At 57.6% G+C, this 13,102-nt stretch carries 12 protein-coding genes; 11 read left to right on the top strand and 1 reads right to left on the bottom strand.

What is annotated here, in order from left to right; translation table 11 throughout:
- Nucleotides 1–12: 12 nt before the first annotated feature.
- Nucleotides 13–1,605 (bottom strand): isocitrate lyase, encoded by a 1,593-nt coding sequence (locus BSL82_RS16225; protein ID WP_072598297.1) that lies wholly within the window; start codon nt 1,603–1,605, stop codon nt 13–15.
- Nucleotides 1,606–1,750: 145 nt separating this feature from the next.
- On the opposite strand from BSL82_RS16225, the gene BSL82_RS16220 reads away from it, so the two are divergent.
- The 11 genes from BSL82_RS16220 to BSL82_RS16170 all read left to right on the top strand — a co-directional run bounded on the left by BSL82_RS16220 (nt 1,751) and on the right by BSL82_RS16170 (nt 13,095).
- Nucleotides 1,751–3,166 (top strand): helix-turn-helix domain-containing protein, encoded by a 1,416-nt coding sequence (locus tag BSL82_RS16220; protein ID WP_072598845.1) that lies wholly within the window; start codon nt 1,751–1,753, stop codon nt 3,164–3,166.
- A 270-nt stretch (nt 3,167–3,436) separates the two neighbouring features.
- Nucleotides 3,437–4,555 (top strand): GDP-mannose 4,6-dehydratase, encoded by a 1,119-nt coding sequence (gmd, locus tag BSL82_RS16215; RefSeq protein ID WP_072598844.1) that lies wholly within the window; start codon nt 3,437–3,439, stop codon nt 4,553–4,555.
- A gap of 50 nt (nt 4,556–4,605) precedes the next feature.
- Nucleotides 4,606–5,940, top strand: a complete 1,335-nt coding sequence (locus tag BSL82_RS16210) for a flippase (RefSeq protein ID WP_072598296.1) — start codon at nt 4,606–4,608, stop codon at nt 5,938–5,940.
- Nucleotides 5,941–5,944: 4 nt separating this feature from the next.
- A complete protein-coding gene (locus tag BSL82_RS16205) occupies nt 5,945–6,736 on the top strand; it encodes an FkbM family methyltransferase (protein WP_072598295.1) in 792 nt (263 codons plus the stop codon).
- A 68-nt stretch (nt 6,737–6,804) separates the two neighbouring features.
- Nucleotides 6,805–7,704, top strand: a complete 900-nt coding sequence (locus tag BSL82_RS16200) for a class I SAM-dependent methyltransferase (protein ID WP_072598294.1) — start codon at nt 6,805–6,807, stop codon at nt 7,702–7,704.
- Nucleotides 7,704–8,549, top strand: coding sequence for a glycosyltransferase family 2 protein (locus tag BSL82_RS16195; RefSeq protein ID WP_072598293.1), 846 nt, complete (start codon nt 7,704–7,706; stop codon nt 8,547–8,549). The genes BSL82_RS16200 and BSL82_RS16195 overlap by 1 nt, the downstream gene beginning before the upstream one ends.
- Complete coding sequence (locus BSL82_RS16190; protein ID WP_072598292.1) at nt 8,546–9,472, top strand: glycosyltransferase; 927 nt, start codon at nt 8,546–8,548, stop codon at nt 9,470–9,472. Before BSL82_RS16195 ends, BSL82_RS16190 begins: the two co-directional genes overlap by 4 nt.
- Nucleotides 9,472–10,293, top strand: coding sequence for a methyltransferase, TIGR04325 family (locus tag BSL82_RS16185; RefSeq protein WP_072598291.1), 822 nt, complete (start codon nt 9,472–9,474; stop codon nt 10,291–10,293). Before BSL82_RS16190 ends, BSL82_RS16185 begins: the two co-directional genes overlap by 1 nt.
- Entirely contained in the window at nt 10,290–11,009 is a 720-nt protein-coding gene (locus tag BSL82_RS16180; protein ID WP_083579259.1) for a class I SAM-dependent methyltransferase, read from the top strand. Before BSL82_RS16185 ends, BSL82_RS16180 begins: the two co-directional genes overlap by 4 nt.
- Entirely contained in the window at nt 11,009–12,004 is a 996-nt protein-coding gene (locus BSL82_RS16175) for an NAD-dependent epimerase/dehydratase family protein (RefSeq protein ID WP_072598290.1), read from the top strand. The genes BSL82_RS16180 and BSL82_RS16175 overlap by 1 nt, the downstream gene beginning before the upstream one ends.
- On the top strand, nt 12,001–13,095 hold the full coding sequence (locus BSL82_RS16170; RefSeq protein ID WP_072598289.1) for a DegT/DnrJ/EryC1/StrS family aminotransferase: 1,095 nt from the start codon (nt 12,001–12,003) through the stop codon (nt 13,093–13,095). Before BSL82_RS16175 ends, BSL82_RS16170 begins: the two co-directional genes overlap by 4 nt.
- Nucleotides 13,096–13,102: the final 7 nt, after the last annotated feature.

Genomic DNA, 13,102 nt, shown 5'->3' with positions numbered 1-13,102 from the left:
TGCTGGTCGCGCCTATGCGAACTGGTTCATCGTATTATGGGCTCCGCCCGCCTTCAACGCCGCTTCGCCCGCGAAATACTCCTTGTGGTCGTCGCCGATGTCGGAGCCGGACATGTTCTGGTGCTTCACGCAGGCGATGCCCTGGCGGATTTCCTGCCGCTGCACGTTGAGGACATATCCGAGCATACCGGCCCGACCGAAATATTCCTTGGCGAGATTGTCGGTCGACAGCGCCGCCGTGTGGTAGGTGGGCAGAGTGATGAGGTGGTGGAAAATGCCCGCGCGCTTCGCCGCATCCGCCTGGAAGGTGCGGATCTTTTCGTCCGCCTCGGCCGCCAGCTCGGTGTTGTCGTAGATCACGCTCATCAGCGCGTCACGCTCAAAGCCCGACACATCCTTTCCTTCCTTCGCCCAGCGATCGTAAACCTGCTGGCGGAAATTGAGCGTCCAGTTGAACGACGGCGAGTTGTTGTAGACCAGCTTCGCGTCGGGAACGACCTCGCGGATGCGGTCGACCATGCCGGCGATCTGCTCGACATGCGGCTTTTCCGTCTCGATCCACAGCAGGTCCGCGCCATTCTGGAGCGAGGTGATGCAATCGAGCACGCAACGGTCCTCACCCGTCCCTTCGCGGAACTGATAGAGGTTCGACGGCAGCCGCTTCGGCCGCATCAGCTTGCCGTCGCGGTTGATGATGACGTCACCGTTGACGCTGGCGATGTCGGTGATTTCCTCGCAATCGAGGAAGCTGTTGTACTGGTCGCCAAGGTCGCCCGGCTCGCGGCTGAAGGCGATCTGCTTGGTGAGGCCCGCGCCCAGCGAATCGGTGCGCGCGACGATGATCCCGTCCTCGACGCCCAGTTCCAGAAAGGCGTAGCGGCAGGCGCGGATCTTCGCGATGAAATCCTCGTGCGGAACGGTGACCTTGCCATCCTGGTGGCCGCACTGCTTTTCATCCGACACCTGATTTTCGATCTGAAGCGCGCAGGCACCCGCCTCGATCATCTTCTTGGCGAGGAGATAGGTCGCCTCCGCATTACCGAAGCCGGCGTCGATGTCGGCGATGATCGGAACGACATGGGTCTCGTAATTCTCGGCCTTGTCCAGCAGCTCCCTTTCCTTCGCGCTGTCGCCGGCCGCGCGGGCGGCGTCGATCTCGCGGAAGATCATGCCCAGCTCGCGCGCATCGGCCTGGCGGAGGAAGGTGTAAAGTTCCTCGATCAGCGCGGGAACACTGGTCTTTTCATGCATCGACTGGTCCGGCAGCGGCCCAAACTCCGAACGCAGCGCGGCGACCATCCAGCCCGACAGGTAAAGATACCTGCTTTTGGTGGTGCCGAAATGCTTCTTGATGGAGATCATCTTCTGCTGGCCGATAAAGCCGTGCCAGCAGCCCAGCGACTGGGTGTAGTTCGCAGGATTTGCGTCATAGGCAGCCATGTCCTGGCGCATGATCTTGGCGGTGTAGCGCGCGATGTCGAGGCCGGTCTTGAACCGGTTCTGCAACCGCATGCGGGCGACGGCCTCCGCGCTGATGCCGCCCCAGGCGCCGTTATGGCCCCGGATCAGCTCATCAAGCTGGGTGATCTGCGCATTGTAGGACATGAAACTTCCCTCCGGTATCAAACTCTGTCCGGGAGATGGCGCATCGCCCGCGAGGGCGAAAGCGCCGCCGAGGTCCACTTGTAAGACTTTACAAAACGATCTTGTAATGTTGTATTGCCTGCACAACGGAATGGATGAACTTGTCATGGCCGGCGAACGTGCGGTTTATATGGGCCCCCGCCTCAGGCGGCTGCGGCGCGACCTGGGCCTGACCCAAGCCGACATGGCCGGCGATCTGGACATATCACCCTCCTATATCGCGCTGTTGGAGCGCAACCAGCGGCCGCTGACGGCCGACATGCTGCTGCGGCTGGCGCGGACGTACCGGATCGACATGGCCGATCTGGCGGGAGACGGGGCCACCGAATATGCCGCGCGGCTGCAGGCGGCCCTTCGCGATCCGATGTTCACCGACCTGGACCTGCCCAAGCTGCAGAGCGAGGACGTCGCCACCAACTTTCCGGGCATGACGGAGGCTTTCCTGCGCCTCTACACCGCCTATCAGGAGGAGCAGCTCGCGCTTGCGGATCGCGATGCCGAAACCCCGCGGGGGGGAGACGGCAATGCCCGCCGGACGGATGCCGTGGCCGAGGCCCGGCGGTTCCTGACCGCGCGGCGCAACAGCTTTCCCGCGCTTGACGAGGCGGCCGAGGCGCTGGCCGCCACCGTCGCCGAGGCCGGCGGCTTTGCTCCCTATATCGAGGCGCGGCATGAACTTAAGGTGCGGCGGCTGCCGCTTGAAGTGATGGCCGGATCGATCAGGCGGCTGGATCGGCACGGGCGGGCCGTGCTGTTGAGCGAGGCGCTGGACGGAGCCGGCCAGAAGTTCCAGCTCGCGCTCCAGCTCGTCTATCTCGAAATGCGCCAGGATGTGGAGAAAGCGCTGAAGGACGGCAGCTTCACCACGGATAACGGCGAAAGGCTGGCGAGGCGGGCGCTCGCCAACTATGCGGCGGCCGCGATGATCATGCCCTATGCGCCCTTCGCCAGGGCGGTGGAGGCGCGCCGTTATGACGTGGAGGCGATCTCCAGGCAGTTCGGGACAAGCTTCGAGCAGACGGCCCATCGACTGACGACCCTGCAAAAGCCCGGCCACGAGCGGGTGCCCTTCTTCTTCATCAAGGTGGACCCGGCCGGCAATGTCTCGAAACGGCTGGACGGGGCGGGCTTTCCCTTTGCCCGGCACGGCGGCGGCTGCCCTTTGTGGTCGGTCCATCAGGTGTTCCGCACCCCGGGCGAGATCGTCACCCAATGGCTGGAACTGCCCGACGGCGAGCGCTATTTCTCGATCGCGCGAACGGTGACATCGGGCGGCGGGGCCTATGGCGCGCCCAAGGTGGAACGGGCCGTGGCGCTGGTGTGCGCGGCCGAACACGCCCACCGCCTCGTCCACACGAGCGGCCAGCCCGCCGCCGCGCAGGCCGCGACTCCGATCGGCGCGACATGCAGCCTGTGCCACCGGACGGAGTGCGGCGCCCGCTCCGCCCCGCCGATCGGGCGGCAGGTGATGCCGGACGACTATCGCCGGGCCGACACGCCCTATGGCTTTGCGGATGACTGATGGGGACCGGCCAGAATAGTGACGCTTCACTACCGGGACGGACGGACGCGCTGAACAATGCCATTGTGTCTATGTGCACTAAAAACCGCGGTTTTTAGACGGCGTAGGACGAAATGCCGCGGAACGAAGAAAGAACTTTAGACGCTTGCGGTACCGGTGCGGTACCAGCAGGTAGATCCCAATACATGTCACGAAAGCTCTTGGCTTCCTGCCACTTGCAGCATCAGCCATCTTAGCGCAAAGACGGCCTCCAAACTGCTGGGGATGATCATGTCAAGAAAGCGCGCTCTGATTACGGGTGTCACCGGTCAGGACGGGGCCTATCTATCTGAGTTGCTGTTGTCGAAGGGATATGAAGTTCACGGCGTCAAGCGTCGAGCCTCGCTTTTCAATACCGATCGCATCGACCACCTCTACCAGGACCCCCATGTCGATGATCAGCGCTTCGTTCTTCATTATGGTGACCTGACCGACAGCACCAACCTGATCCGCCTCATCCAGCAGGTCCAGCCGGACGAAATCTATAATCTTGCGGCAATGAGCCATGTCGCGGTGAGCTTCGAGACGCCTGAATATACCGCGAACGCCGACGCGATCGGCACGCTTCGTATCCTTGAGGCGATCCGGATTCTCGGCTTAGAGAAGAAGACGCGCTTTTATCAGGCGTCGACGTCGGAGCTTTACGGCTTGGTTCGGGAAGTGCCCCAGACCGAACAGACACCATTTTACCCCCGCAGCCCATATGCGGTGGCGAAGCTCTATGGTTACTGGATTACCGTGAACTATCGCGAAGCTTATGGGATGTATGCCTGCAACGGTATATTGTTCAACCACGAAAGTCCGCTACGGGGCGAGACCTTCGTCACGCGCAAGATTACGCGCGCGATCGCACGCATTGCGCTTGGGCTTCAGGACTGCCTCTACCTCGGCAACCTGTCCGCACTACGAGACTGGGGACATGCCCGCGACTATGTCGAAATGCAGTGGCTGATGCTGCAGCAAGACGAGCCGGACGATTTCGTCATAGCCACTGGTGTGCAATACAGCGTCCGCCAGTTCGTGGAACTGGCGGCGGCAGAGCTTGGTATAACGATCGCGTTTGAAGGAGAAGGGGAAAAAGAAGTCGGCGTGATCGCCACAGTTTCGGGCGACAAGGCGATTGTGAAACCTGGCCAGGTCATCCTGCGGGTCGATCCGCGCTATTACCGCCCGACCGAGGTGGAAACATTGCTGGGCGACCCATCTAAAGCGAAAGCGAAGCTGGGCTGGGAACCTAGGGTTTCGCTACGCGAACTGGTAAGCGAGATGGTCGCTGCAGATTATACCGCGGCCGAGCGCGATACGCTTGTCAAACAGGCCGGCTTCCGAGCCTATGACTATCACGAATAGCCAATCGCGCCTTCGCTTGGCGCGGCGTTTCTTTTGATGCGGCTTTCAATATGGACGCGAACTTGAAGAACCGTGATCAGCACAGCCTCGCTGTCAATTCGGCCTGGCTGATCGGGGACAAGGTTGTGCGTCTCGGCCTCAATCTGATCATCACGATCTGGCTTGCTCGGCATTTTGGCCCGGAGGGCTTCGGCGTCTGGAACTTCGCCTCTGCGTTCGTCGCGCTATTCGGCGTGTTCGCAGTGCTCGGGATGGACGGGATCATCGTCCGTGAGCTTGTGACAGATAAGGTCAATGCCGGGCGCATATTGGGAACCGCCCTGGCAATGAGGCTGACCGCAGCGACCATTGCCGCCATGGCGGCGGTTGCGGCGGCCTTCGGGATCAGAGGAGCGTTTGATCTGGCGACACTTCTCGTCGCCCTTAATTCCCTTACACTGGTGTTCCAGGGTTCCCAGATCATCGAGTATCATTTTCAGGCGGAGATGAGGGCGCGGGCGGCGGTGATAGCCGCGAACGTGGCTTTTCTGGTTACATCAATCCTGCGCCTGCTCCTGCTGGCCATGGGTGCCCCGATTGCGTGGTTCGGCCTATCCCTGGCGGTAGAGGCCGCGCTTGCTGCTTGTCTTCTGGCCTTTGCCTACCGGCGAGACCGGATGCACGCCCCCTGGTCGATCTCACTTCCTTTGGCAAGGCGATTGCTGGGGCAGAGTTGGCCTCTCCTTCTCTCCGGCTTCGCGGTGATGACTTATATGCGGATCGACCAGATCATGCTGGCAACGATGCTGGACGATCATGCGGTCGGCGTATTCTCAGCCGCGCTCCGGGTTGCCGAGGTATGGTATTTTATTCCCATGGCGATCACCGGTGCCGCATTTCCGCGTATGCTTGAGAAGCGGACGGCGGATCCGACCACCTATCAGCGCTATACTCAGGGGCTTTACGACGGCATGGCGTGGCTCGGCCTTGCGGTGGCGGTGCTCGTGAGCCTCTCTGCCCAGAGGCTGATTCCGCTGCTTTATGGACAGGAATACGCTCAGTCAGCGGTCATTCTTTCCATCCAGATATGGGCTGGCATAGCCGTAGCAATGTCCTATGTGCACGGTCGCTGGCTGCTGGCCGAAGGCCTGCAGAAGTATGGCTTATATTATACTCTGGCAGGCGCGGCTACGAACATCTCGCTGAACTTTCTGTTCATACCGAGATATGGAGCAGTCGGAGCCGCGTGGGCGACTCTGGCAACGCAGATCGGCATATTGCCCATCCAGTTAGCCTTCAGGAGAGGGCGCGGAAACTTTTTTATGATGCTCAATGCCGTCGCCGCTCCCGCACGCCTCTTGCGTGCTGTGATTAATGCCTCAACCGTGAGAAGCCAGGTCAGATAACCCCATGATGTCTCTTTTGAATCCACGCAACTTTGCCAATCATTTGCGCCGCAGGCGGCTACGACTCGGCCCAGAAATTGTTCAAGTGGATTTTCTTGGCACCCGAATACTTGTAAAGGCCAGAGAGGACGTTGGCCAAAGCATGGCTCTTGGAAGTTTTGAGCTAGATGACTTAAAATACTTCTTTTCCACTATAAGATCTGATGACTCTATATTTGATATTGGTGCAAATGTCGGGGCATATTCAATTCCTCTTGCGAGATCTTTCCCAAAAGCAAATATATTTGCTTTTGAACCTATACCTTTAAATTACTCTCTAATTCTTGCATCGTCTAGAATTAACAGGGTAACCAATTTATCTGTTTTTGAAAGTTGCATTAGCGACAAATCAGGAACTGAGTCGTTTTCTATCGCGGAAGATAGCGCGTACTCTTCTCTGATAGACACTCGTCGAAAGGGCGTCTTCGAAACCGTTTCCGTTCAAACAATATCCATAGAAGATTTCTGCAGCCAGAATTCCTGCATCCCTAATATATTGAAAATTGACGTTGAAGGTGCAGAAATGAAGGTATTGAAAGGAGCCAGTAATATCTTTTCTGATTCTCGTTTTAGTCCAAGAATGGTAATGATTGAGCTATACGACCAGAATTTGAGAATGTTTGACACATCCATAGGAGATATAGTTTCTATAATGAGCTTTTATGGATACAAAGCTAGTGTAATCGCAAATGGAAAGAAGCGGCCATTTGAAGAGGCGCATCACAACATATACTACAATGTTTTCTTTGAGAAATGAAGTTCATGCATAGCCCGAACTTATCAACGCGACAGCCGTGCGAATGCGGCGCTATATTGAGCGCTCAATTGACGCTGTTCGATGATCGGTACGGTTATCCTGGCGAATACGCATTGCTTAAATGTGTATCCTGCGGCCACCATCGTCTGGCCACGGAAATGAACGGCGACGAAATCGGTGATCTTTATACTAACTACTATCCTCGCTCCTCATTTGACGTGGAAGCATGGTCCCCACCACGCGAGGAAGGACGTTTACGTGTCTGGTGGAGCGGGCTGAAGGCATCCGCTTTCCGCTGGGTACCGCGTGACGTAACGATTCTCGATGTTGGATGTGGCTTCGGCGAAGCGCTTGGCTACCATCGGGCGCGGGGATGTGACGCTCATGGCATCGAGGCCGATCGTAACATTTTACGCGTCGCGCAACGGCACGGACTCAATGTTACGGCGGGCCTGTTCGAGGCGGCCTGCTATGCTCCACAGAAGTTCGATATTGTCACGCTCGACCAGGTGATCGAGCATGCATCTGATCCGGCGGCCCTTTTGCGGAACGTTCATCAGGTATTGAAACCCGGCGGGCAGGCTATCGTCAGCACCCCGAACCCTAACGGCTGGGGAGCAAAGCTGTTCGGACGGCGATGGATACACTGGCATGCTCCATATCATCTGAACTACTTTACTCGGCATTCGATGAAGCGGTTGGCAGCTAAAGTCGGTTTTGACGTGGAATTCGTCAGGGTCGTAACCAATTCCGCATGGATTGAATATCAATGGGCGCACCTTGTGACCTTCCCCCGGCAAGGTCACGCATCGCCCTTCTGGGGGAGTGAAAAACTAAGCCTTCCCCAACGGATGGCGCTGAAGATGTTCCGGTTGATCGGCTACACAGGCGTAAATCATCTCATCGCACGCTTGGCGGATGCTTTCGGCGTTGGTGACAATGTTGTTTACGTGCTTCGCAAATCGTGATGCTGTACATCATCCTACCTGTTCACAATCGCGCGGAAACGACGAGCCTGTTTCTGGACGCGCTGCAGCGCCAGACCTTCCAGGATTTCTTGTTGGTTCTGGTGGATGACGGCTGTACTGATGAAACCGTCAGCATCGCTCGCGAAAAGATCCCCTCGGACAGGTTGATCGTACTACAGGGCGATGGACAGCTTTGGTGGGCAGGTGCGCTCAATCTAGCTTATTACTCGCTGATCGGCAAGCTCGCGGACAATGATGTTATCCTCATCATCAATGACGACGTCACTTTCGCAGAGGACTTTCTGGCAAAAGGCTTGGATGCCCTGCGCCGCCATCCGGGAGGGTGTCTGCAGGCAGTTGGCACAGACCCACGCAGCTCAGAGGTCGACTGCGGCACCATTGCCGATCTCATCCGGTTGACATTCCGCGCGGCCCGGCCCGGCGAGACGCCGAATTGCCTTTCAACGCGGGGCCTGATGCTAGACGCAGCCATGTTCAAGGCGTCCGGCGGTTTCCGGCCCAGATGGCTTCCACATTATCTCAGCGACTACGAATTTACACTGCGCCTTCAGCGGAAGGGGGTACGGCTCGCTGTCGAGCCGGGGTTCTGCGCGCAGACCGACCTTTCATTGACGGGGATGGGGCAACCCACGGCAACCGGAGTGGTCGCCTTTTGGCGGCAGAGCTTTTCTAATCGCGCCAAATTTAATCCAAAACACTGGACGGCTTTTGTGCTCCTGACCTGTCCTGCGTGGATTGCGCCGTTTCACATAGTACGTATATGGGGCCGCTTTGCACGGGGGCTACTGGCCACGGCAACGCACCGCACGCCGGACCACGCATGACATATCCGTCCGCTGATATTGGGAACGCGTCCACACCCGTCGCGATCTTCGCGTTCGCGCGTCCCGACCACCTCAGGCGAACGATCCAATCCCTGCAGGCCAATGCCGAGGCAGCGCTTACCCATGTGACGGTCTACTGCGACGGCCCCCGCAACCAGTTTGACATTCCGCAGGTGGAGGCCGTGCGCCAGTACGTGGATACGCTGGAAGGATTTGCGTCGGTCTCAGTCGTCCGACAGCCGCACAATCTTGGTCTGGCGCAGTCCATCATTATCGGGGTGACGCAGATGCTGGAGCAGCATGAAGCAGTCATCGTCATAGAGGACGATCTTCTGCTATCCCCTTATTTCCTGAAATATATGAACGATGCCCTGTATCACTACCGCGACGATCAACGCGTGGCGAGCATCCATGGATACAGCCTTCCCACGGACCGACCATTGCCCGAAACCTATTTCCTGAAGGGAGCCGATTGCTGGGGCTGGGCAACGTGGCGGCGCGCGTGGGGGGGGTTCAATCCCGATGGCCGGGCTCTCCTTTCCGAACTGGAACGCCGACACCTGGTCCACCATTTCGATTTCGACGGCTCCTTTCCCTATACGGAGATGCTCCGCAATCAGATCAGCGGCAAGAATAACTCATGGGCCGTCCGATGGCAGGCGTCCTGCTATCTGGCCGACAAACTGACATTGTATCCGGGCCGAAGCCTGGTTGAAAATATTGGCAACGATTCAAGCGGGACGCACAGCATCACCACCTCTGTCTACAGCGGTGACATAGCCTCCCAGCCCATTCCGGTCGGCAATATTGACGTGGCCGCTTCCGAAGAGGCACGAAACGAAATAATCCGGTTCCTAAAGGGCCGGCGAACCTGGAAAGCCAGGGTGCGCGGGCTGCTCAAGTCCTTTGCAGGAGCGTCCTGATGAACCCTCGTGGGCTTTTGAAGGATATCACCCCTCCACTGCTGATGAAAGCTTATCACAAGTGGCGCGGACAATCGCTCCGCTTTGGAGGGACGCCACAGGGTTGGAACGAGGCCGCGCGAATGTCCTCAGGATATTCAGAGTCCGCGATACTCGATCGTGTTCGCACGGCGACCCGTGCCGTCGTTGCCGGCGAAGCCGCCTATGAGCGGGATTCTGTATTGTTCGACAAAGCCGATTATCCCTTCGCCCTCATCACCGCGCTTCTTCGCGCTGCGGCATCCGCGGATATGCGGCTGGACGTCATCGACTTTGGCGGTTCGCTTGGGAGCACCTACCGGCAATGCCGCCCGTTGCTCGACGCCGTTCAGCACCTCCAGTGGCATGTTGTCGAACAGCCCCATTTCGTGGAGGCGGGCCGGCAGGAGTTTGAAACCGACGAACTGCACTTCTGGAACGACATTAGCGATGTCCCCGAAAAAACAGGCAGGCGTATCTTTCTCCTGTCGTCTACCCTGCAATATGTCGAAAAGCCCCACGAAATCCTGGCAAGGGCTACAGAGGTGTGCGCTAGTTACCTTATCATCGACAGAACACCCATGGCAGACCTTGAAGAAGACTTTCTATCGATTCAAATGGTGCCCCGTCGTATTTACAAGGCAAGCTACCCATGCTGGATTTTTTCGGAAGGCCGCCTTTCCGAACACCTCGAAAAGGACTGGACGACGATCTATTCGTTTCTCTGCACTGAAGGTTTTCACCGCACGGTCAATGGACTTGAGTTCGGCTTCAAGGGTCTTGTAATGGAGAGGAAGCCGTGATCGGCAGCTTGCGGCGCTTATCCAGAAAGCAGATCTTCAACCCCGGCCCGCTAGGGCTATTCCTCAATCCGTTTTTCCTCGCACGGCGGGCTCTCTGGCACGAGATGGCAAGGCAAGGCGGCACGTTGGCCGGTCCGATGCTGGATGTAGGTTGCGGAACCAAGCCATACCGGGAATTATTCGAGCTTGAGGAATATATAGGATTGGAGATCGATAGCCCCTCCGCAAGGACGCAAAGCAGGGCCGACTATTTTTACGATGGAAAAAAATTCCCATTCGAGGCCGAGATATTCAATTCTGTCCTGTGCAATCAGGTTTTAGAGCATGTCTTCAATCCTGACGATTTTCTTCAGGAAATACACCGGGTTCTCAGACAAGGCGGCATGCTGTTGCTCACCGTCCCCTTCGTATGGGATGAGCACGAACAGCCATATGACTATGCAAGATATTCCACATTTGGCTTGAAATCGCTGCTGGAACGCAACGGCTTTAACGTTCTTACTCAAAAAAAGCTTCTCGCGGATTCCTCCATCCTCTTCCAACTCATAAATGCCTATCTGTTCAAGGTTTTCCATACCCGATCGGCCCTGGTGAACCGATTGACGGTGGCGTTGCTGATCGCGCCTGTTTCTGCATTAGGCCTCGTCTTTGGAGCCCTGTTGCCGAAAAATGACGACCTATTCCTTGATCAGCTCATTTTAGCTAAGAGGTGCTGATGTCCGAATTTTTGAGCAAGCGTGTCCTGATAACCGGTGGCCTTGGCTTCATCGGCTCCAACCTTGCTCGCAGGCTGGTGGGGCTTGGTGCCGACGTAACGCTGGTCGACAGCCTGATCCCGCAATATGGTGGCAATTTCCAGAACATCGCCGATATTCGCGACAGGCTCACCGTCAACATATGTGATGTACGCGATCCGTTCGCCATCGAGCATCTCGTGCGCGAGCAGCATTTTTTGTTCAACCTGGCGGGGCAGACGAGCCATCTGGATTCGATGACGGACCCGCAGACCGACCTCGACATCAATGCGTCGGCCCAGCTTTCATTGCTTGAGGCATGCAGGAAAGCAAACCCGGGGATTCGCTTGGTGTTCGCAAGCACCCGCCAGCTCTATGGCCGGCCGGACTATCTGCCCGTCGATGAAAAGCACCCGATCCGACCGGTCGACGTCAATGGGATAAACAAGCTGGCGGGGGAAGGTTACCACCTACTCTACAGCAACGTTTACGACATTCGCGCAAGTGTGCTCCGTCTGACGAACACCTATGGACCAGGCATGCGCGTCGTTGATGCACGCCAGACTTTTCTGGGCATCTGGATCAGGCAGCTTATTGAAGGCAGTGCCATCAAGGTGTTCGGTGATGGCCTTCAACTGCGCGACTTCAATTTCGTCGACGACTGCGTCGACGCACTGCTGCTTGCTGCCACGAACGAGGCCGCGATCGGGCAAGTCTACAATCTGGGAAGCCGGGAAGTTGTAAACCTGAAGAGTCTGGCTGAACTTATGATCCAGATGGTCGCCGGTGGGCGCTTCGAGATTGTACCTTTCCCCGCCGACCGCAAGGCGATCGACATCGGCGACTATTATAGCGATTTTTCGGCAATAGAACGTGACCTAGAATGGACGCCGAAGGTCGATCTCAAGACCGGCCTCGCCCAGACGATCGCCTATTATCAGCAGCACCATGCTCATTACTGGAATGCGTCCACATGATCCTGATGAACGACTTCAAGGCCGAGCCTGCCGAAATCCGCACCGCAATGACCGATGCCGCCGCGCGCGTTTTCGCTTCCGGCTGGTATGTTCTGGGTCAGGAAGTAAAGGCTTTCGAAGAACGCTGGGCAGAGACGTGCGGCACACCGCATTGCATCGGCGTTGGGAACGGCATGGATGCGATCGAACTGGTCTTGCGCGCGCTCGAAATTGGAGATGGTGATGAGGTCATCACCACATCGATGACGGCGTTCGCGACTACGCTTGCCATCATGCGCGCGGGCGCAATACCCGTTTTGGCTGACATAGAGCCCGACAGCGGTCTCCTCGCGATCGAAAGCGCTCGCCGCTGCGTTTCGCCGCGCACGCGCGCGATCGTACTTGTCCATTTGTATGGGCAGGTCCGCGACATGGATGGTTGGGAAGATTTGTGCCGTGAGCATGCGATCGAATTGATAGAGGATTGTGCCCAGTCGCATCTGTCCTGCTGGGATGGAGTCACCGCTGGCGCCTTCGGAACAGCGGGAACATACAGCTTCTATCCGACGAAGAACCTGGGCGCCATTGGTGACGGCGGAGCGGTGGTAACGCACCGCTCCCACTTGGCGGAACGCATTTCCCAGCTTCGGAACTATGGGCAGAGCGAACGCTATAAGCATCCGTTTGTCGGCATGAACAGCCGATTAGATGAGTTGCAGGCGGCGATCCTTTCCGAAAGGCTGCGCTGGCTTCCCTCATTCACTGACCGTCGCAGAGCCATAGCGCAGCGATACGACAACGAGATCGACAACCCGGAAATCACGCTGCTTGCGCCGCCGCAGCAGGCGCTTGCACATTCATATCACCTCTATGTTGTGCTTTGCGAACGCCGTGATGCCTTGGCGGCGCATCTACTTGAACGCGGCATACAGACGCACGCCCATTATCCGGTCCCAGTGCACTTGCAGCAGCCCTGCCTTGATCTACAGCGGGATCGGGCCGGGCTAGAATGTTCGGAACGCCATGCCGCGACCTGCCTTTCCATCCCCTGCCATCCACAACTCGGAGACGAGAACGTTGACAGGGTGATCGAGGCGCTGAACGGATTTTGAGGATGAA

This window comes from Tardibacter chloracetimidivorans, assembly GCF_001890385.1.
Taxonomy (GTDB): Bacteria; Pseudomonadota; Alphaproteobacteria; order Sphingomonadales; family Sphingomonadaceae; genus Tardibacter; species Tardibacter chloracetimidivorans.
This window is presented reverse-complemented; position numbering and strand designations above follow the sequence as displayed.

Excerpts from the sequence above, each read along its gene's own strand:
- BSL82_RS16185 (WP_072598291.1), top strand. The coding sequence starts at position 9,472 with ATGAACCCTCGTGGGCTTTTGAAGGATATCACCCCTCCACTGCTGATG.
- BSL82_RS16210 (WP_072598296.1), top strand. The coding sequence starts at position 4,606 with ATGGACGCGAACTTGAAGAACCGTGATCAGCACAGCCTCGCTGTCAAT.
- BSL82_RS16205 (WP_072598295.1), top strand. The coding sequence starts at position 5,945 with ATGATGTCTCTTTTGAATCCACGCAACTTTGCCAATCATTTGCGCCGC.
- BSL82_RS16220 (WP_072598845.1), top strand. The coding sequence starts at position 1,751 with ATGGCCGGCGAACGTGCGGTTTATATGGGCCCCCGCCTCAGGCGGCTG.
- BSL82_RS16195 (WP_072598293.1), top strand. The coding sequence starts at position 7,704 with ATGCTGTACATCATCCTACCTGTTCACAATCGCGCGGAAACGACGAGC.
- BSL82_RS16225 (WP_072598297.1), bottom strand. The coding sequence starts at position 1,605 with ATGTCCTACAATGCGCAGATCACCCAGCTTGATGAGCTGATCCGGGGC.
- BSL82_RS16175 (WP_072598290.1), top strand. The coding sequence starts at position 11,009 with ATGTCCGAATTTTTGAGCAAGCGTGTCCTGATAACCGGTGGCCTTGGC.
- BSL82_RS16170 (WP_072598289.1), top strand. The coding sequence starts at position 12,001 with ATGATCCTGATGAACGACTTCAAGGCCGAGCCTGCCGAAATCCGCACC.
- BSL82_RS16190 (WP_072598292.1), top strand. The coding sequence starts at position 8,546 with ATGACATATCCGTCCGCTGATATTGGGAACGCGTCCACACCCGTCGCG.
- gmd (WP_072598844.1), top strand. The coding sequence starts at position 3,437 with ATGTCAAGAAAGCGCGCTCTGATTACGGGTGTCACCGGTCAGGACGGG.